The following is an 18911-nucleotide window of genomic DNA, read 5'->3' on the forward strand; positions in this document are numbered from 1 at the left end:
CTCCGCCTAACAGCATCCTACAACCTGGTACACCATTCCCTTACTGGCTAAAGGAATTGCTATTGGTGGGGGCTGCCATGCCCACGGTGGCAAGGCGCTGAATCAACAAATGCTGCTGCTCAATAATGGATGTGTGTTGCTGGGATAGGGCAATCATGGAGGTAATTGAATCCTGTTGTCGTTCGGCAAAGAGACGCAGTTCTCTGACCTCTGACCTCAGCGCCGTCAATTCTTGAACGAGGGGGTCAGGGGTAGGCGCGAGTTGGGGCTCGGGGGCCACGTCTATCGTTGATTCAATGCCAGTGTCAATTGCGGTTTCCATCAGACCATCCTCTTTTTTGCACGCTGAACATACTTGTCAAACACATCCCAGCCGTGATAACCGCCATTGACGAGCTTGCGGACCCGTCGCCAGTCGCCAGAACGGGCCGCTGTGGACACCCCCCGCTCTTTGAAATAGCAGGCTAAAACCAAGGCAGAAACGTTGGGATCCATGGCTAAATCGGGGTTGTTTTCCAAATCCACCCCCAACTTTTGGCCATAGGTTTTGTAATTGGCCCGACCGGTTAATTGCACATAGCCCCGCCCATGGTATTTCACCCCGTCGCCGGGATGAACATTGCCCAGATCCTTGCGGCCTTCGTAGCGCTTCCAGTAACTTGCGCCCCCCCATTCATGGACTGGCTTGAAGCCGCCGGTTTCCACTCGCACGGTGGCCAATAAGCCCACCAGGGTTTGCTTGTCTAGAATGTCGTACTTGTGCATGGCGGCCAGAATACCCGGTAGGTAGGTCTGGCAATCCCCTAGGGGACATTCCAGGATGTGGGCTACGTCCTCCGGTTGAATCAGTTGGGGAACGGGACCAGAGGGCGCAGTACTGGCTCCATTACCCACGGAGGGGCTGCTGCTTTTTGTGGCGGTGATTTGGCTGGCCAAAATGGCCTTGAGAGCCTCAATATCAACGGTTTCTTCCCAGTCCAAGGCTGCTGCCCCCAGGGGGGGCAAATCTGCCGCTGCTACCGCTAGGGTGGCGGTAGCAGTTGCAGGTGGGGCGGATTGGACTAGGGCGGTAGTGGCCTCCTGACCATCAGCATGGGTGGTGACTGGGAAACTGGTTTCCCCCTCAGGGGGGAACGAAGTTCCGCCATTTGCTGAGACCAGGGCTTGGACTGGAGTTGCGGCCAGTGTCTGGGCCACTACCGCCTCTGTGGCCATCTCTGCCGCCGCCTGCTGTTTGGCGGCGGATTCTTCGGCCAGCCGCTTTTCAATGGCCTCTAATCGCTGCGCCCGCAACTCCAGCTCTTGATTGAGGCGAGATAGCGCTTTCTCGGTATTCTCAACCGCTGTTTGGGCGTCCTTTTTGCCATCGTCCTGCTTCTTCTCTAACCGCTCTACAAAGCTTTCCAGATCCTGTTGAATAAAGTATTCCACCCGCTCCGCAAAAATTGGGTAGGCATCTTCAGCGGTGGGATATTCACGGTAGGGACCGGTGAGCTGCATGTACTGCCATCCCTCAATCTTGAGCGCTTCAGCCGTATTACGATAGTGGCGATACTTTTCCCCGTGACTAAAAAATTCCTCCACCGCTGCCGAAATCGCGACCGTCTGACTGACTCCGAAGGCGACCCAAGTGATGGCTTCTTGGAACCTGGGACGATCGGGACTGCGGAATCCTACCATGGCAGGGACTAAGACTCCCCCAATAATGGTCACCATCCGTAGAAAGTAGTGCTGATTGCGCTCCTTTGTAGCTCGACCTTCGAGCCATAGAACCTGGTCTAGCCAGCGATTCTTAATGAAATCCTTGTGCAACTCCGACAATGTCAACCGATCGACAAGTCCCCCCAAGGTTTGCTTGAGGTATTGCGCATAGCTATTCTTCTTTGCCATCTGAAACTGCCTGTCACCCTGATTGTGTGGTAGCAAAAACTCTTGTGTGCGCTCCAACTTGAAACCTGTGAGCTTTCCCTGACAGGATTCCTAGACTTGCACCGAACACAAGGTTTAAATGCCTTAAAAATGGCATGGTTTCTGCATTAAAAAGCGCCGGCACCTAAGGCAACCAGCTCCTTAAGCATGTATATTTATTTTGAACTCATATCAGTGTATATCCTTAAAGATGGTATTTTGGCAATAGGGGGAAGCATAAATTTTTTGTTGGATTGTCGTTGCCTCCAAAGCTTGTTTTCTTGATTTGAGAAGGCAACGATTTTAATTGCTTTGGCCAAAATGGCCAAAGCAATGGTTTTGTTTAATCCCGCCTGATTCAGTTTCTTCTTGCCGGACTTAATCCTATGGACTTGACCCTTAAAACCCTTCAGTCAGAGTACGCCAAGACCTTTGAGACCTGTACCATTCGTCAGGAAGTCGAGACATTGGTGAAGGAGGTGGCCGATCGCTTAGTGGCTTTGCGATCGCACTACGAAGCCGTAGAGCAAGCCACTGGCATTCCCTGGTGGTTTGCAGGCATTCTCCACTACCGAGAGTGGAACTTTCAGGAGCCCGCCCTATTTGAGCGCCAGGTGATCGAGGTGCTGATGGCTAAGAAGTATCACCAGGCCAAAACCCGGACCCTAGGAGCCTATCTGTGGGGATTTGACCTGTGGAATGGCTTTCGGGATGGTGCTGGCAGCGCCTCCCGGTGGGTTTGGGGCGGTTCCAACGTCCTAGAGCAGGCTACGGAGCAACTCGGGGCGGCCACCCTCCTCGTTCACCTACAAAACCAAAATGTTGTTGATATTGCCCCTAAAAAAGCCATTGATCTGTTGGTCCTGACCGACACCCTATTCAAGATCAAGCCTGATCAGAGTTTCCGCTTGCCGGAGAGCGACAAACTGTTGGTGGCGGCGGGTACCCGGCTCCAGGTACTTCAGGACGCTCCCGCCGAGAGTGGCCATGTTAAATTCCGAATTCCCGATGGGGTATTGATGGGGCAACAGAACCGCTATGAGTGGTACGTGTTTAGGGAGCACATTCAGCTAGAGGGGACGACTCCCGACAACAAGCCCCAGGATCCCCCCGTTGAACCAGAAACTAAAATTGCCCAACCTGATCGCGGTCGCCCCATTACCGTGCCCAAGTTGGGAACCGTCTACTTAGGGGAGCCCATCCTCCCCAACGGCCACTTTAGTTGGGCCGAGGCGACGAAAAACGGCAGCCGCATCCCAGTGGATGAGAAGGTGGTCAATGGCATTCTCAAAATTGCGGAAGTCATGGAGGAGGTACGGGACTTCCTCGGCGGGCGTCCAATCACCATCAATTCCTGGTATCGGGATCCAGCCAGCAACCGCAAAGTGGGTGGAGCCAAGGACTCTCGCCACATGTATGGCGATGCAGTGGACTTTGTCGTCCAAGGAATTGCCCCCCCAGAGGTGAACCGCCGCCTAGAGTCCTGGTGGAGCAATCGGGGTGGACTGGCTAGTGCCAGTAGCTTTACCCACATTGACGCACGCGGGTACCGGGCGCGCTGGCGCTACGGCTTCTAAAAAACAGCGGGTAAGCGAGGGTTGGAGTGGTCAGTAAAAACGGTACTGTGGTCGGGCACCAGCAGGGAAATACGCATTAACTGAAACAAAGATTCGACCAATTCTGCGCTTGACGTCCGCCCAGATAGAAAAGGCTCGTGAGGGTCGCTCTACTTGGCGGCAGTCCCCTTGCTGGCTGCCCGGATCTGCAAAATCAACCATGCCTAGCGTGCGGCAGATGTCTTTGCCCCGACTAGATGGTAGATGGGCATATAGCCCTTACCCTTCACCAACAGTTCTCCCCAGGGCTCAAAATCAAAATCCTCCTTCAGCCGTTCATAGGTGGCCCCCGTCACCTGAATCTTGCCTGGAGTACCCTGAGCCTCCATACGACTGGCCACATTCACCGTGTCCCCCCAGAGGTCATAGCTGAACTTCTTGATACCGATCACCCCCGCCACCACATCACCGGTATTGATGCCGATACGCAGTTGCAAGGGCTGACCATCATGGCGAGAAAACTGCTGAATTACCATCTGCATTTCCAGGGCCATCTGCACCACGGCTTGGGCATGGTCAGGCTGGGGTAGGGGTAATCCTCCAACTACCATGTAGGCGTCACCAATGGTCTTGATCTTTTCCAGGCCATATTTTTCCGCCAGAAGATCAAAGGCAGAAAAGATTTGATTCAGCAAGTTCACCAATTCCAACGGGCTCACCGCCGCCGCCAGGGGGGTAAAGTTGACAATGTCAGCAAATAGCACCGTAGCCTCCTCAAATCGCTCCGCCAGAGATCCTTGAAACTGCTTGAGCTGATCCACAATGGCACGCGGCAGGATATTGAGTAGCAGTTGCTCCGACTTTTGCTGTTCCAAACGCAAAGCCTTTTCCATCTGCTGCCGTTCCCAGACTTCGGCCTGGAGTTTCTGGTTTTGGTCCTGGAGCTTCTGGGCCTGCTGGTGAAGCGTGCGCTGCAAGCTAGCGAGCAGAGGAATCTGGCCCCCAGCGGACAAGGCGCGCTGGGTCTGATACTGAAAACGATGGTGGAGGCGCGCAGTGGTTAAATGACTCTGGATGCGGGCCACCATTTCCTCTACCAAGAAGGGGTGGGCGACAAAATCAACACCACCTACGGCAAAGGCTCGGAGGCGGTCTGCGCTGCAATCACCTGCTCCGGTAAATAACACAGGTATCCGACTCAGGTGGCTCAGCTTTCTGATTTGTAGGCACAGGTCAAAGCCACTCATACCTGGTAGCTGAGTTGCTAGCACCACCACATCGGGTTTAAAACTGGACAGCAGGGCTAGGGCCTCCTGTCCGGATTTTACCTGCTGCACCTGGTGGCCGATAGCGGCTAACTGGGGCAGTAAAACGGCATATGTCTCCTGATGGGCATCAATGATGAGCAAAGTACCCGTCGGACCATCGACGGTGGAACAAGACATAGAAGTTGTAGCGCTAGAGGCGAAGGCTGTCACGCCCCGATCCTTCTCTCGCGAGAAGGTCAGGCAGCGAGGATCTGCTGTCCCGTCGGCTTGCTCCAGAGACCGCTGAAAATTGACAGTCGGTAGATGCGTCCCAAAATGTGCCATGGTTTCATGCCCCCCAAGTATGCCCAGGGTTGATCGGTAACGGGAAATAATAGTTAGGTCCGTTACATTGACCGCACTGGAAAATATGCTCTCAATTCCAGTGGGCAAGGGCGATCTCCCTGATCTGCTGTCAAACCTTACGACAATCACGACGACTTATCCGGACAGCCGTCATTCTGAGTTAGGGCAGAGGGTTATCTAGGAATGCTCTAGGTCCGCAGCGCCTCCAGGTTGGGCCGGACCTTAAGGCGGACGATTACCGTCGTAATGTTATCGTGGCCATTGTGCTCGTTGGCAAGATCAATGAGTTGGGAAACCCCTTCTTCTAGGTCATGGCGCGATCGCAGTAGGGGCTCCACATGGGTATTGACATGGTGCTCTAGGAGATCATTGTCGCTAAGACCATCGGAGCAGAGGATTAGCAGCATATCCTCCATGACCTCTAGGGTAGTGATGCTAGGAACCACATCCCGACTGTCTCGGGGACCCAGAGCCTGGGTTAGCTGGTAGGCATCGGGGCGGGCATAGGCAATGGCGGGTTCCACCCCCCGCTGGATTTCTCGCTGACCTACCTCATGATCTACCGTAACCTGCTGGAGGCCCTGGCGGCGGGTCCAGCGATAGAGGCGGCTATCGCCAACATGGGCAATAGAGACTCGGTTGTCCTGAAGCAACACCAGCACCAAGGTAGTACCCATGCGGCCACTGCCGACTTTTCCCTCCAATTCGTTCTTGTCAAAAATAACCTGATTAGCCTGAGCGATTGCATCCCGCAGGGCTGACTCCGCAGGCAGAGTCTCCTGCCAATGCTGGTTAAAGTAGGCTTCTAGGGTGGAAACGGCTAGGGCGCTGGCCACCTCGCCCCCAGCGTGGCCCCCCATGCCATCGCATAGGATGTAGAGCCCCCGTGCCTTGAGGGTAGGGCCTGTAGGTAGGTTGGTTTTTTCCAACCAGGTTTGGGCAAAGAAGGTATCTTCGTTGTGATCTCGCTGGCGACCCACATGGGTCCGACCGGCCTCATCTAGCTTAAAGAGCTTCATGGGCAGAGCCATGGTGGGTAGATCGGCGAAGCCCGCGTCTTCCCCTTGGGTGGTGTCGTCAACGTCTTCGCCGGAGACATTGGTATCGGGAAAGTTTGCCATCAGATCTTCGTCGGAGATCATGTCGGCAGAGAACATCCCATCTGCGTCGGAGTCTAGATCCGCTAGATCCAGATCCCCCGGATCCAGATCTAGCGGATCTAGATCATCCTCTGGTGGTTCCTGGGTTTCTAGGTCACCACTGTCCAAGTTTGGCAGGTCTGGTAGGTCTGGCTGATCCACAGCCTCGACCATGCCATAGGGAGGGTCCGTCTGCGGATAGTCATTGGGATTGACAATCTCAGGGGAAAGCCCTTCCCCGGACTGGAGTTGATCGGCGATCTCTGCTAGGGCCTCCTGCACCCGCTTAATTTGGCTCAGGTTGCCACTGGCCAGATCCGCAGCCACCACCAACACTGGGGCCAAGGCATCGGCGGCGGCGTGGGTTGTTGTGGACAATAGGGTTTGCCAACAGTGGCCCAGGGCCTCTAGGGTAGGGGCGGCATTTTCCGGCGTATAGGAGATCCGCTGCAAACAGAGAATCTGGTCGTCATCAATGCACAGGTTTTCAGGCTGGAGGAGGCTGACTTGTCCACCCCAGGGCGTTAGGGCCTGCCACAGCTCTGTCATCTCATAGAGCCAGTGCACCACCTCTAGGGGTTCCAGCTCGTCCCCATCCCATGGATCGGCCAGGGAGCGCCAGGTGGAGCGATCTTCTAAAATCAGAATGGTATGGTTGTCCTGCTGCCAAGCGGCGTGGAGGTCTGGAATTGCTGAGAACAGGCGGCTTTGCAGTTCTAGATAGGGTGCGGCTAGGGGGGGCAAATCCCTTAAGAGGGCGGCAGTAGCAGCGGGGAAATCGGTATCCTCCAACGCCGCTTGGGCCTGGGCCAAGGGTGATGCCATCCCCGGTTGACAGTCAATCACCCCCACAACGATTTCTTGGTCGAGGATCTGATGGGCATCGACCGAGCGTTGGAGTTGGTAGCGATGGTCAATGTCTAGGTAGCGATCACCCGTGAGCCAGTCCTTGAGTTGTAAGGACTGGACGGCCACCTTTTGACCCAAGCCTTCAGCAGCGCCTTCTCCCTCGTCAACGGTATGGGGATGCGAAGGTACTGGAATCAGGACCGCTTGGAGAGGTTTGAGAGGACTGCCACAGCTTTGGCAAAATCGATTGGAGGAGGGGTTCTCAAACTGACACTGGGGACAGACGAGCATAACCAGAGACCTAGAGACATTGAATCTAGGCAGTCATTTTCAGCGGTGCCATTACCTTATCGCACCCGAGAAAGCAGAAACTAGAAATGGGACAATAACTGAAATCTATGGCCCCACAGGTTTCAACAATTCAATAAAGATATATCGAAATTCTAAGGACTGCCCAATCCTGCTTAATTTCTAGGGCAGTATCAGATCAAAGGTTTCAGGAAATCCCAGGGAATTTCGCACAAACTTTACAAACCTTGCGATCGCGGTTGTTCCCAGGGCATTAGGGCCTGTGGACACTTAATGGGGCAATCCTGGCGGGGTAGGCATTACCACGACTACCCTACTGAAGCAAACTAACACTCTGCTAGGGGACTGGTGCGACAGGATGGTAAGCCTATTTTAGCCTAGGTGTACTAGGGGCTGTAACCACTCCATTGCAAGGAATCTAGCTTTGATTGTCCACAGCCCCTAGTGAATGGCGCTCCTCTGGCGTTAGGAACCGCCATTCGCCGGGGGCCAGCTCGGCCAACCGTAGAGATCCGATAGCGACTCGTACCAAGCGCAGCGTAGGGTAGCCAACAGCAGCGGTCATGCGACGGACTTGTCGATTGCGGCCCTCCCGCAGAGTCAGCTCTAGCCAATAGGTGGGGATGCTCTGGCGATACCGGATCGGTGGATGGCGAGGGGGGAGATCGGGGGGAATGGTAAGCCGTTGCACTTGGGCAGGGCGGGTACGCTGTCCCTGAACCACCACCCCTTGGGTGAGGTGACTGAGGGCATCATCGGTGGGGATACCCTCCACCTGGACCCAATAGGTGCGGGGGTGGCCGTAGGCAGGGTCACTGAGGCGGTGTTGCAGACGGCCATGGTTGGTGAGCAGCAGTAGCCCTTCACTGTCGCGATCTAAACGACCAACGGGATAGATTCCTGGCAGGGGGATGTAGTCCTTAAGAGTGGCGCGATGGCCCTCTGGGCCGGTCTTTAGACCATGGCCTTGACGATCGGTGAACTGGCTAAGAACATCGTAGGGCTTGTGGAAAATTAGATACTGATAGGCACTGGGAACCGGAGGCCGGGGGCCAGATCGGGATGCCCGCTGTGGCTCTCGACAGCGGTGGGGATGACGGGATCTGGAGGGGGCATGATCACCAACCACAGGGGGCCTTGGGCAAAATTTTCAGCGAAAATTGAGGGGCAAATCTGGGACCGGATGAGGCAGGAAGATGAGGCTACCGATAAGGAATGTAACTATTTACTGCAACCTCTTTAAACTCTAGTGGCTAAAGCCTGCGACGGTAGACTAGCTCGATATGCTGATGACTATAGTTTGGTCCTAACCTAAATAGATCATCCTCTTGGAAACTATCCAACTGGATAAGGTCGCCCAACGGGATCGATCACCAACTGGCCATCATTACTCAGGATTTCTCCTATGGATAAGCTACAACGGTATCGTTTTGTTTGCACCTTGACCTTCGGCGACGTGTACGGCCAAATTATTGCGTGGCTGGTCGTCCTGTTCTTGAGTCTGGCAGCGGCTATGGGCTTGATGGGGGCGCGTCAGCCACTCTATGCTCTCGTTTCTGTCGGGTTGGTGCTGGTGCTGTCTTTGCCCTTTTTGCTGTTTGCCTTTGTAACCACCTTGGTAAATCACATTGAGTTTCAAACCATAGATCCTCAGGCTGAGAATCCCCTCGTCCCCTCTAATTCTGCCACCGTGGGTCAGCAGCCCGCCCAAGCTGCTGGATAGACAACCTGTCTGGGCTGGAATAAATTTGATCTAGGCCGTTTCAGAGCAGGTCATGTCTGGGGCGGCCTAGGTTGTGTTGAGCCCCGCTCAGCCTATTCCCACTGAAATGTCCTCCGACTCGGGGATAAAGGGTTTGTCCCGGCAACTGCATGGCTAGGGGCTGTGGACAATCAAAGCCAGATTCCTTGCAATAGGGCGGTTACAGACCCTAGCTTGCTTCAGGAGGGCGGTCGTGGTGATGCCTACCCCGCAAGAGTTTCCCCGTTAATTGTCCCCAGGCCCTAGGTCTAGGCTCGGATCTGGAATGGGAATTTTACAGGCATAGGCTTAGAATCGTTGCGCTGCCGATAGGATTGGGTATTCAATAAAGCATTTCCGGTCATCTTTCAGGGAGAGTCACCATGGGGACTTGGATCAAGGAAACGGACACAGCCATCTACCTGATGCAGGGCGGGTACTGGATCTCACGGATTACGAAGTATCCCTCCAAGACCAACCCCAAGGAGAAGGTGGTGAATATCTCCGGGATGAAAGCCTGGTTTACCCGCTCCGATGCCCCCCAAGCGATGACGGTTGCCTATGACAACGGACCAGAACCCCCGGCCCTGCCGCCCCCACCCCCGGCACCCCCAACCCCTGTGCAATCCATGCCTAATACGACCCTGCCCACCCCATCCACGGAGACCAGTGCCACAGGAGCAATTAATGCGGCAGGGCTAAAATTGATCAAAACCTTTGAGGGCAGAGAGTTGCGGGCCTATCAAGATTCCGTCAAGGTGTGGACCATTGGCTATGGCCATACCTCCATGGCGGGTCCACCAGAGGTCACGCCTAATATGACCATCACGGCTGAGCAAGCGGAGGAGATTCTGAAGCAGGATCTGAGAAAGTTTGAGCAGGGTATCCGCGATCGCGTTAGCGTCACCCTCGACAGCAACCAATTTTCGGCCCTCGTCTCCTTTGCCTTCAATGTGGGTCTGGGAGCCTTTCAAAACTCCACCATGCGCCGTCTGCTCAATAGCAGGGACTACAATGGGGCAGCCAATGAGTTTCCCCGGTGGGTCAAGGCCGGAGGCCAAACACTCCAGGGCTTAGTGCGCCGCCGCAATGCGGAACGCGCCCTATTTCTGGGTCAGAACTACAGCCAGTTTCTCTAGAATCGCGTTCTAGGCAGAGTCGTCGCCGTCCGTTCCCAGTGGAAGTCTGGGAACATCGCCCTCCCGCTGACCTAGGATTCGGGCTGGATTTGGGGCAAAACGCGAGAATAATCTAAGCTAAGTCATAACATTTGTAACCAAGGACATTGGGAATGCCCCACTTACCCCCGTCCACTCCCTTGGCCCCTGAGGCGACCTCTACGACCATCCTAGATCGCCCGGTGAATTCTGGACCGGGGCGGCTAGTCGTGCTGACGGGACCAAGTGGGGTGGGCAAGGGTACTCTATTGCACCGTCTACGGGCCAAGTATCCCGATCTCTATGTGTCCACTTCGGCCACCACCCGATCGCCCCGCCCCGGCGAAGTGCACGCCAAGGACTATTACTTCCTAGATCACCCCACCTTTGAAGGTCTCATTGCCGAGGGGCAGTTGCTGGAATGGGCGGAGTTTGCAGGCAATTATTACGGTACTCCCCGTCAGCCCGTGGAGGAACAGATTCGCCAGGGCCAGCAGGTAATCCTGGAAATTGAACTGGAGGGAGCCCGTCAGGTGGCGAAAACCTGTCCCGATGCACTGCGAATTTTTATCGCGCCCCCCAGTACGGCAGAACTAGAGCGGCGGATTCGGGGCCGGGGTCAAGATACCGATGCCGCGATCGCACGTCGCCTTGCCCGCGCCCCGGTAGAAATTGCTGCTGCTTCTGAGTTTGATGTGCAAATCGTCAATGACGACTGCGATCGCGCTGTTGCGACCCTAGAAGCGATCCTATTTCCCTCGCCCCAGGGCAGTACTTTACCCCGCTAGTGTTCCGTCAGGAAAATTTTGACGGGTCGAAGACCCTCAAAATTTAACCCCAACTAAACGCCAGGGTTTCGGTCACCCGTCAATCATTAATTGACTGAGCACTAGTAATGAATGACCAGTTAGTAATAAAGATTGGACCCATGACTACCGTTAATCGTCGTCGCTTCATTCAGTACGGGGCTTTGTCCTTAGGGGCAGGAGCCTTGGCAGCTTGTGGTGGGGGTACATCGTCTACGGAGGAGGGCACCACTAGCCCATCTGCCCGCGATGAACTGACCGCTATCACCTTTGGTACCAACTGGTATGCCCAAGCCGAACACGGGGGCTTTTACCAAGCAGTGGCCACAGGTATTTATGAAGAATATGGGCTGGAGGTCACGATCCAAATGGGCGGCCCCCAGGTCAACGGCACCCAACTGCTGATGGGGGGAGCGGTGGATTTTTTCATGGGCTACGGCTCCGATGCCATCAAGGCCGTAGAGGAGTCTATTCCCAAGGTCACCGTGGCCTCTATCTTCCAGAAGGATCCCCAAATTCTAGCCGCCCACCCCGATCAGGGCATTGAAACCCTAGAGGATTTGCAGGGCAAACCCATTTATATTTCCGCTGCCGCCAACGTCACCTATTGGCCCTTCCTCACCGCTAAGTATGGCTTTACCGAGGATATGAAACGGCCCTACAACTTCAACCCTGGACCCTTTTTGGCGGATAAAACTTCGGCTCAGCAGGGATACCTCAGCTCTGAACCATTGGCCATTGCCAAGGAAGGAGGATTTGAGCCCGTTGTCTTCTTGCTGGCGGACTATGGCTACGATCCCTACTCCACCACTATTGAGACGAGAGTAGAGTTGGTGGAGCGCGATCCCGATCTGGTGCAGCGATTTGTAGATGCTTCGATCAAGGGCTGGTACAGCTACCTAGAGGGGGATCCGAGTCCCGCCAATGCTTTAATCAAGGCGGCCAACCCGGAGATGAACGATGACCAAATTGCCTATGGGATTGAAAAGATGAAGGAGTACGGCATTGTGATGTCGGGGGATGCAGAAACCCTGGGCATTGGAGCCATGACCGCAGAGCGCTGGCAGTCCTTCTTCAATACCATGGCAGCGGCGGGGATCTTTAGCGCCGATACGGACTATACCCAAGCGTTTACCCTGGATTTTGTGAACAAGGGCGCTGACTACTATCAGGGCTAACCCCACGCCCGTGTGTTGCTGATTAGATGATTAGATGAACTATCCTTAACACTCCCCCCGTAACACTCCCCTATGTTGCCGTCTCCCGCGATCGCCTACTGTGTAAACACATCTTGGCCCTCACCGCCAAGCCCTATCGGGCAGGCTAAGCCTTTCTCGAATGCCCTTAGGCTATACAGTCCCTCACCCAAAAATGGGGGAGGGGGAGGCCGAATAAAACTTTCCGGTCCCCCTTCTCCCTCCCTGAGACCGTAGGACGTGCGTAGCAGGGGCATAGCCTGACGGCATCAAGAAAGGGGAATGTAGAGCTTGCTCGTTCCGCAGGGTGGGGCAAGCCCTGTCCACAAGGGTTTCAGGACTTATGTATACACGGCAGCCCGCGATCGCACTTCATCAGGTCCATAAGGTCTATAACAACGGCACTGTAGCCCTAGAGGGGATAGATCTGGCCGTGCAGCCGGGGGATTTTATCAGCTTAGTGGGGCCATCGGGCTGTGGCAAAAGTACGGTACTGCGACTGATTGCCGGATTGGGGGAACCCTCCCAGGGCAGTTTGCAATGGGGATTGACAGACAGTGATGGTCAGGGGGAAGCCCAGAAAGGCCAGCGCCGACTGGCCTTTGTGTTTCAAGATGCAGCTCTGATGCCCTGGGCCACCGTGGTAGACAATATCCATCTCCCGTTGAAGTTGAAGGGTAAGGCTCTGCGGACCTGTCGCAGTGAGATTCAACAGGTGATTCAGCTCGTCGGCCTCCAGGGCACCGAAGGCAGCTATCCCCGCCAGCTTTCGGGCGGCATGAAAATGCGGGTCTCCATAGCCCGCGCCTTGGTAATCCAGCCCCATCTACTCCTTATGGACGAACCCTTTGGGGCGCTGGATGAAATGACCCGCAGCCGCCTCAATGCCGATATCCTGCACCTCTGGGAACAGTATCAGTGGACCGTAGTCTTCGTCACCCACAACATCTATGAGGCGGTGTACCTCTCCAATCGGGTGGTAGTAATGGCGGCCAATCCAGGGCAGATTGTGGCGGAGGTCGCCATTGAGGAACCCCACCCTCGCAATGAAGACTTCCGGACCTCCCCCCGGTTTAACGAGTATTGTCGGGAGATTTTAGCTCATCTCACCGCCGCCGAAGTAGAGACTCATCCTTCTGCCTTGCTGTACTAGTGCTCGACAGCATAAATAGCTCACCTACATAAATAGCTCACCTATTTGATAGGGCAGAAGCCCTCGTCTCACGAGGAATTCCTTTTGACCCTTCTGCCTGCTACGCACGGGCAAAGCCCTACATCCTTCTGCCTTCATCCTTCTGCCAGCCCCAGCACTTGGCCACAGTCTTGGGCAATGGCCCATTCCTCTTGGGTGTGGATTACTAAGACCCGTACCGGGGAGTTGGCGGTGGCAATATCTTGGTCGATTTGCGATCGCGCTAGCTTCTCCTGCGCCAAACGCACCCCCAGAAATCCCAACCCCTCACAGGTAGCCTGCCATATCTGGGGACTATTTTCCCCAATACCTGCCGTGAACACTAGGGCATCGAGTCCCCCTAGACTAGCCATCATCGCCCCAACATGGCGGCGCAGGCTGTGGATAAAGACCTCAGTGGCCAACTGGGCCTGGGCGTTGCCCGCCGCTGCCGCCGCCAGCACCTCCCGCTGATCATTGGAAACCCCTGAAATACCCTTGAGGCCAGATTCATGATTGAGCAGGTGATCCAAGTCATCCACCGTAGTCCCCTGGCGCAGCAGGTAGATCAGCAAACCGGGATCCACCGATCCCGATCGACTGCCCATCATTAGTCCCTCTAGGGGGGTAAAGCCCATAGTGGTATCTACGCTAATGCCCCCCCGCACCGCCGCTAGGGAGCAGCCGTTGCCCAGGTGGCAGGTGACGAGACGCAGGTCAGCTAAGTCTCGCCCTAACATCGCCGCCGCTCGTTGGGCCACATAGCGGTGACTAATGCCGTGGAAGCCGTAGCGGCGAATTCCCTGATCTCGCCATCGGTAGGGGCCGGGGTAGGTGGCGGCAGCGGCGGGCATTTGGGCATGGAAGGCAGTATCGAACACGGCCACTTGGGGACAGTGGGGCAGCACTGTCCCCAGCACCTCGATTCCCTCTAGATTGGCGGGGTTATGGACCGGAGCCAAGGGAATCAGGTCACGGATTGCAGCGATGACCGTGGGGGTAATCTGCACACTCTGCTGGTAACGATCGCCCCCATGCACCACCCGGTGCCCTACGGCTTGAATATCCTGGGCATCACTCAAAACGGCACAGGGGCCAGTCCAGAGATGGTTGAGCAGGTGTTGTAATCCCGTAGCGCGATGGTCTAAAGACCGGCCCAGAGGGCCATTGCATCCCGCCAGGATTTCCCGGTGCTGCCCTGAGGCAAGGGTCACCGTCAAGGCCACTTGCTCCCCAGGCGCAGTCCAGTCTAACTGCCCCCGCCAAAGGGGTTGGGCTCCCTGGGCTAGGTCAAATAAAGCGACCTTGTGGCTACTTGACCCAGCATTGATAACTAGAATGGCCATGGGATTTGGGGGGGTGCGCTCATTGTTTCGCTCCGATCCTACCGTTGCCATGCCTGCCAAAGAACATAGACGACCAGGACCATGAGCAGGGATCGAAACAGTAACGTCACGACTGGGTCCGGCAGCTTGGGAAGGGTGCGGGTGCTGAGTTGGGCGCTGATGAGGCCCCCCAGACCTAGGACAATTCCCGCCGGCCACACCACATTGCCTCGTAGGGCATGACCTGTGGTGGCCGCGATCGCAGTTATGACAATCACCCCCAAACTGGTCTGAATTGCCCGCTTGATGGGTTCCCCCAGCAGCAGCATTTGCAGAGGAACCATAATCACCCCACCGCCAATACCAAATATCCCCGCCAGTAGACCCGCCGTGCCCCCTGTCAGCAGCCCCGCCACCGTGGGATTCATCTTGACGGGATTCATTGGGGCCGAGGGCTCTGCCGCCGTCGCCGTCAAGGCTTGGAGAGCGAGGCGCTTGCGTACCCCCACCAAGTAAATATTTAGCAGCAGCAGTAGGGCAAAAGCCACCAGCAGCCAGCGGGCAGGAAGATAATCGGCAATCAGCACACCGAATTGGGCCGTGACGATGGCGGGTAAGCCCAGCAGCGCAACTTGCTGGAAGTTCAGATAACCCATGCGCCAGTTTTGGAAACTGCCGGAGGCGGAGGTAATGATAATGGCCAAGCTGCTAGTGGCCACGGCCTGAATCGGTTCATAGCCCAGGGTGACCAGGATCGGCACCAGCACTGTGCCGCCGCCAATCCCCAGGAGTCCTGCCAACACCCCCGCCAATAGCCCTGAGACCAGAAGATACCCTAAGCCCATGACGGTCATCTTGGTTTTCCTACATCAGGCGATTATTTACTGTGAAACCATACCGCAATTACAACCGTAATTAGAGTCAACTGTAGGTCACACTCAAAACGAGCACTGTTCCTATCCCTAAAGGTTTTTTGCTATGGCCGGTCCAAAAGCGGATCAAAAAAAGTCGGTGTTGGAAGAGTCTCTGACCTTTAACTATTCCCTACCGGGAAGCCCCATCGGCACCCTCAATATTCCAGCAGATGCTCTACCGACGGAAGTGGTTTTGATCGAATATGACCCCCAGCAAGCGAGTTGCCATCTCCTAGCAACCCCCGCTGAGGCGCTGCCCTATTTAGAGCCTGAGGGGGTGGCCTGGGTCGATGTGCGGGGGCTGGGCACCGAATCAACCCTGCGTCAGTTGGCCCAGGTGTTTAATCTGCATCCCCTAGTGCTGGAGGATGTGGTGAATGTCCCCCATCGCCCCAAGGTGGAGTTTTACGACGATCAACTATTGCTGATTTTGCACATGGCCCGCCCTGCGGACCAAGGCTATCACTTTTTGACAGAGCAGGTCAGTTTTGTCCTCCGTCCCCAGGTTCTGCTGACGTTTCAGGAGGAAAGTTTGTGGGATTGCTTTGATCCAATCCGCGATCGCATTCGCCGTGATCTTGGAGATATGCGGAAGCAAGGGGTAGCCTTTCTGGCCTACACCCTAATTGACAACATTGTGGACGGCTTTTTCCCAATTCTAGAAGCCTACGGAGAATATATTGCCCTGTTAGAAGATGAGGTCGTAACCGCTCCCACCCATCACACCCTGACCAAAATTCACGAGCTACGGCGAGGGCTTCTGGTGTTGCGGCGTTCAATCTGGCCCCAACGGGCGGTGATTAACACCCTGATTCGAGATGGGGGAGATTGGATTCCCCCAGAAGTGCGGATTTATCTGCAAGATTGCTACGACCATATGGTACAAATACTCGACATTTTGGAAACCTACCGCGAGATTTCCTCTAGCCTGACGGACGTATATCTCTCCTCCGTCAGTAATCGCATGAATGAAGTAATGAAACTGTTGACGGTGATTTCCACGATTTTCATCCCCCTGACCTTCATCGCCGGGGTGTACGGCATGAACTTCAATCCCGAATCTTCCCCGTTGAATATGCCGGAACTGAACTGGGCCTGGGGCTATCCCTTCTGTCTGGGAGGTATGGCCGCGATCGCGATCGTCCTAGTGATCTTTTTCTGGCGACAGGGATGGTTCCAGAACTTCGCTGCCCCATCCTCAACCTTGAAGCCCTAACTTGAAACCCTAAGAGAATGCCCAGGACCAGTGGTCCCCGTCTCTCGCTTGCAAGTCTCTGGTAGGATATCGGTGATTTTTCGCCATCGCTTCCTATCCCATGGACATCAAACGTCTGATCCGCGATATCCCTGACTTTCCCAAGCCGGGGATTTTATTTCGCGACATTACCCCACTGCTGGCGGATAGTGAAGCGCTACGCCACACCATCGATCTATTAGCGGCCCAATGTGCTGAATTTGAAGCCAACTACATCGTCGGCATTGAATCACGGGGATTTATGTTTGGCGTCCCCCTCGCCTGCCAAATGAAGGTGGGATTTGCACCCGTGCGAAAACCAGGGAAACTGCCCGCCGCCATCTACAGCGCCGAGTATGCCTTAGAGTACGGCAGCGATCGCGTAGAACTACACCAGGATGCCTTCCCCACTGGCAGTCGGGTGCTGATTATCGACGACCTGATTGCCACCGGGGGCACCGCTGCCGCCACCGCCGCCCTAATTACCCAAGCGGGCGGCACCGTAGCGGGATATGGGTTCGTCATTGAACTTCTGGCTCTAGAGGGACGGAAAAAACTCCCAGAGGCTCCCATCGTCAGCTTGGTGCAGTATTAATAAAGGGGTATCAACTCAAAGCGGGACAAATCTCCTGGGGAGGAGTCAGAATTCAGTACTCTCCTGGATTCTGGCTCCTAACTCCTGAATTCCTCGGAGCCAATATTATCTCGGCTTACTTATATCTCGGCTTACATTGATACCCTAATAACGCAACCGTAGAGTGCTGTTAGCGAAGCATAACGCACCAATAACGTACCAGCACAGATGATTTCCGCCTTAACATAGTCACAAGCCTGCCGGTAAAGATGCAACCCCCAGCATGACCCCAACCCCCACGACCCGACCCACGCGATCGCCCGTTGAAGTCTGGCAATTGGCCCAGGCGGTGCTCACGAGTGAAACCAGCCTCTACATCGTGAAGCGGGTCATGCAGGCATTGTTGACCCTCTTGCTGGCCTCAGCCTTTAGTTTTTTTATTATTCAGCTCTCACCGGGAGACTTTTTAGACCTGTATCGTCAAAATCCTCAGGTTTCCCCAGAAACCATTGAGCAACTAGAGCAGCAGTTTGGCCTAGATCGTCCCCTCTGGGTGCAATACACCCGCTGGCTGGAGCAAATCGTGCTCCATCTCAACTTTGGTCAAAGCTTTGCCTACCAGCGCCCCGTGGCAGAGGTGCTGGCAGAGCGCATTCCCAATACCCTACTGCTGTCCTTTTCCTCCATTGTGCTCACCTGGGCCATCGCCATGCCTCTGGGCATCATTGGCGCAGTGCGTCAAAATCAACTGCTAGACCGAGTACTACGGGTTTTCAGCTACATCGGCCAGGGCATTCCCACCATCATCACTGGACTGCTGCTGCTGTTCTTTGCCCAGAGCACCGCACCCCTGTTCCCTGTTGGGGGACGCACCAGTATTAACCACGATGACCTCACCTGGTTTGGCCAGATTTTGGATATTGGCTGGCACCTGATTTTGCCGACCCTAGCCCTCAGTGTCACCAGCTATGCCGGTCTCCAGCGGATTATGCGGGGGCAACTCCTGGATGTCCTGCGGCAGGACTATATTCAAACCGCCCGCGCCAAGGGTCTGCCAGAAAATCGGGTGATTTATGTCCATGCCCTACGCAATGCCATCAACCCCATGATTACCCTGCTGGGGTTTGAGTTTGCCAGCCTATTGGGGGGGGCGTTTATTACCGAAAACTACTTCAACTGGCCGGGACTGGGGCGGTTGATTTTGCAGGCGGTGCAGGCCCAAGATCTGTACCTGGTCATGGCTAGTCTGATGATGGGGGCAACCATGTTGATTATTGGCAACCTGCTGGCGGATATTGCCCTGACCGTAGTGGATCCCCGGATTCAGCTTTCGGAGATGAATTAATCCATGTAGGGTGGGCACTGCCCACCATTGCCAAGGGGTTCTGAACAAAAGACGTTTTCCAGAGATCCCCTTAA

16 protein-coding genes are annotated in these 18911 nt (G+C 55.2%); 9 read left to right on the top strand and 7 right to left on the bottom strand.

The annotated features are described in order from the left end of the window. Positions 1-40 precede the first annotated feature (40 nt). Together LEP6406_RS0209650 and LEP6406_RS0209655 are read right to left on the bottom strand one after the other, a co-directional pair. Positions 41-322, bottom strand: a complete 282-nt coding sequence (locus tag LEP6406_RS0209650; RefSeq protein ID WP_008314205.1) for a hypothetical protein — start codon at positions 320-322, stop codon at positions 41-43. Beyond that, on the bottom strand, positions 322-1890 hold the full coding sequence (locus tag LEP6406_RS0209655; protein WP_008314203.1) for a DUF4231 domain-containing protein: 1569 nt from the start codon (positions 1888-1890) through the stop codon (positions 322-324). Before LEP6406_RS0209655 ends, LEP6406_RS0209650 begins: the two co-directional genes overlap by 1 nt. A 404-nt stretch (positions 1891-2294) precedes the next feature. Between LEP6406_RS0209655 and LEP6406_RS0209660 the strand changes: the two genes are divergently transcribed. Beyond that, on the top strand, positions 2295-3485 hold the full coding sequence (locus LEP6406_RS0209660; protein ID WP_008314201.1) for a D-Ala-D-Ala carboxypeptidase family metallohydrolase: 1191 nt from the start codon (positions 2295-2297) through the stop codon (positions 3483-3485). A 203-nt stretch (positions 3486-3688) separates the two neighbouring features. Here LEP6406_RS0209660 and LEP6406_RS0209665 read toward each other — a convergent pair whose 3' ends face one another. From LEP6406_RS0209665 to LEP6406_RS0209675, 3 genes are all read right to left on the bottom strand, one after another. Continuing rightward, complete coding sequence (locus LEP6406_RS0209665; protein WP_051463651.1) at positions 3689-5056, bottom strand: adenylate/guanylate cyclase domain-containing protein; 1368 nt, start codon at positions 5054-5056, stop codon at positions 3689-3691. A gap of 209 nt (positions 5057-5265) precedes the next feature. Then, complete coding sequence (locus LEP6406_RS0209670) at positions 5266-7356, bottom strand: serine/threonine phosphatase (RefSeq protein ID WP_008314197.1); 2091 nt, start codon at positions 7354-7356, stop codon at positions 5266-5268. A gap of 436 nt (positions 7357-7792) precedes the next feature. After that, a complete protein-coding gene (locus LEP6406_RS0209675) occupies positions 7793-8503 on the bottom strand; it encodes a pseudouridine synthase (RefSeq protein ID WP_008314194.1) in 711 nt (236 codons plus the stop codon). A 276-nt stretch (positions 8504-8779) separates the two neighbouring features. Here LEP6406_RS0209675 and LEP6406_RS0209680 point away from each other — a divergent pair, with 276 nt between their 5' ends. The 5 genes from LEP6406_RS0209680 (at position 8780) to LEP6406_RS0209700 (ending at position 13427) form a co-directional block, all read left to right on the top strand. Next, positions 8780-9097: a hypothetical protein gene (locus LEP6406_RS0209680; protein WP_008314192.1), complete on the top strand. Its 318-nt coding sequence runs from the start codon at positions 8780-8782 to the stop codon at positions 9095-9097. 401 nt (positions 9098-9498) lie between these two features. Then, positions 9499-10254 (top strand): lysozyme, encoded by a 756-nt coding sequence (locus LEP6406_RS30165; protein WP_008314190.1) that lies wholly within the window; start codon positions 9499-9501, stop codon positions 10252-10254. A 152-nt stretch (positions 10255-10406) separates the two neighbouring features. Further along, entirely contained in the window at positions 10407-11060 is a 654-nt protein-coding gene (gmk, locus tag LEP6406_RS0209690; RefSeq protein WP_008314189.1) for a guanylate kinase, read from the top strand. A 140-nt stretch (positions 11061-11200) separates the two neighbouring features. Next, a complete protein-coding gene (locus tag LEP6406_RS0209695; RefSeq protein ID WP_027269007.1) occupies positions 11201-12256 on the top strand; it encodes an ABC transporter substrate-binding protein in 1056 nt (351 codons plus the stop codon). Between the two features lie 361 nt (positions 12257-12617). Next, the gene (locus LEP6406_RS0209700; protein WP_008314185.1) at positions 12618-13427 is read left to right on the top strand and encodes an ABC transporter ATP-binding protein; all 810 of its coding nucleotides are present in this window, start codon (positions 12618-12620) and stop codon (positions 13425-13427) included. 134 nt (positions 13428-13561) lie between these two features. On the opposite strand, the gene LEP6406_RS0209705 is transcribed toward LEP6406_RS0209700, so the two are convergent. Beyond that, positions 13562-14791, bottom strand: coding sequence for an acetate/propionate family kinase (locus tag LEP6406_RS0209705; protein WP_027269008.1), 1230 nt, complete (start codon positions 14789-14791; stop codon positions 13562-13564). A gap of 38 nt (positions 14792-14829) precedes the next feature. After that, a complete protein-coding gene (locus LEP6406_RS0209710) occupies positions 14830-15624 on the bottom strand; it encodes a sulfite exporter TauE/SafE family protein (protein ID WP_008314181.1) in 795 nt (264 codons plus the stop codon). A gap of 124 nt (positions 15625-15748) precedes the next feature. Here LEP6406_RS0209710 and corA point away from each other — a divergent pair, with 124 nt between their 5' ends. The 3 genes from corA (at position 15749) to LEP6406_RS0209725 (ending at position 18837) form a co-directional block, all read left to right on the top strand. Continuing rightward, positions 15749-16900, top strand: a complete 1152-nt coding sequence (gene corA, locus LEP6406_RS0209715) for a magnesium/cobalt transporter CorA (protein ID WP_008314179.1) — start codon at positions 15749-15751, stop codon at positions 16898-16900. Positions 16901-17000: 100 nt separating this feature from the next. Continuing rightward, on the top strand, positions 17001-17513 hold the full coding sequence (locus LEP6406_RS0209720) for an adenine phosphoribosyltransferase (RefSeq protein ID WP_008314177.1): 513 nt from the start codon (positions 17001-17003) through the stop codon (positions 17511-17513). A 262-nt stretch (positions 17514-17775) separates the two neighbouring features. After that, positions 17776-18837 carry an ABC transporter permease gene (locus LEP6406_RS0209725; RefSeq protein ID WP_008314174.1) on the top strand — a complete coding sequence of 354 codons (1062 nt, stop codon included), beginning with the start codon at positions 17776-17778 and terminating at the stop codon, positions 18835-18837. Positions 18838-18911 lie beyond the last annotated feature (74 nt).

It is taken from the genome of Leptolyngbya sp. PCC 6406, assembly GCF_000332095.2.
In the GTDB taxonomy this organism is placed as follows: domain Bacteria; phylum Cyanobacteriota; class Cyanobacteriia; order Phormidesmidales; family Phormidesmidaceae; genus PCC-6406.

Coding starts and splice junctions, on each gene's coding strand:
- LEP6406_RS0209705 (WP_027269008.1), bottom strand. CDS start 14,791: ATGGCCATTCTAGTTATCAATGCTGGGTCAAGTAGCCACAAGGTCGCT.
- corA (WP_008314179.1), top strand. CDS start 15,749: ATGGCCGGTCCAAAAGCGGATCAAAAAAAGTCGGTGTTGGAAGAGTCT.
- gmk (WP_008314189.1), top strand. CDS start 10,407: ATGCCCCACTTACCCCCGTCCACTCCCTTGGCCCCTGAGGCGACCTCT.
- LEP6406_RS0209670 (WP_008314197.1), bottom strand. CDS start 7,356: ATGCTCGTCTGTCCCCAGTGTCAGTTTGAGAACCCCTCCTCCAATCGA.
- LEP6406_RS0209680 (WP_008314192.1), top strand. CDS start 8,780: ATGGATAAGCTACAACGGTATCGTTTTGTTTGCACCTTGACCTTCGGC.
- LEP6406_RS0209720 (WP_008314177.1), top strand. CDS start 17,001: ATGGACATCAAACGTCTGATCCGCGATATCCCTGACTTTCCCAAGCCG.
- LEP6406_RS0209660 (WP_008314201.1), top strand. CDS start 2,295: ATGGACTTGACCCTTAAAACCCTTCAGTCAGAGTACGCCAAGACCTTT.
- LEP6406_RS0209725 (WP_008314174.1), top strand. CDS start 17,776: ATGACCCCAACCCCCACGACCCGACCCACGCGATCGCCCGTTGAAGTC.
- LEP6406_RS0209665 (WP_051463651.1), bottom strand. CDS start 5,056: ATGGCACATTTTGGGACGCATCTACCGACTGTCAATTTTCAGCGGTCT.
- LEP6406_RS0209710 (WP_008314181.1), bottom strand. CDS start 15,624: ATGACCGTCATGGGCTTAGGGTATCTTCTGGTCTCAGGGCTATTGGCG.
- LEP6406_RS30165 (WP_008314190.1), top strand. CDS start 9,499: ATGGGGACTTGGATCAAGGAAACGGACACAGCCATCTACCTGATGCAG.
- LEP6406_RS0209695 (WP_027269007.1), top strand. CDS start 11,201: ATGACTACCGTTAATCGTCGTCGCTTCATTCAGTACGGGGCTTTGTCC.
- LEP6406_RS0209700 (WP_008314185.1), top strand. CDS start 12,618: ATGTATACACGGCAGCCCGCGATCGCACTTCATCAGGTCCATAAGGTC.
- LEP6406_RS0209650 (WP_008314205.1), bottom strand. CDS start 322: ATGGAAACCGCAATTGACACTGGCATTGAATCAACGATAGACGTGGCC.
- LEP6406_RS0209655 (WP_008314203.1), bottom strand. CDS start 1,890: ATGGCAAAGAAGAATAGCTATGCGCAATACCTCAAGCAAACCTTGGGG.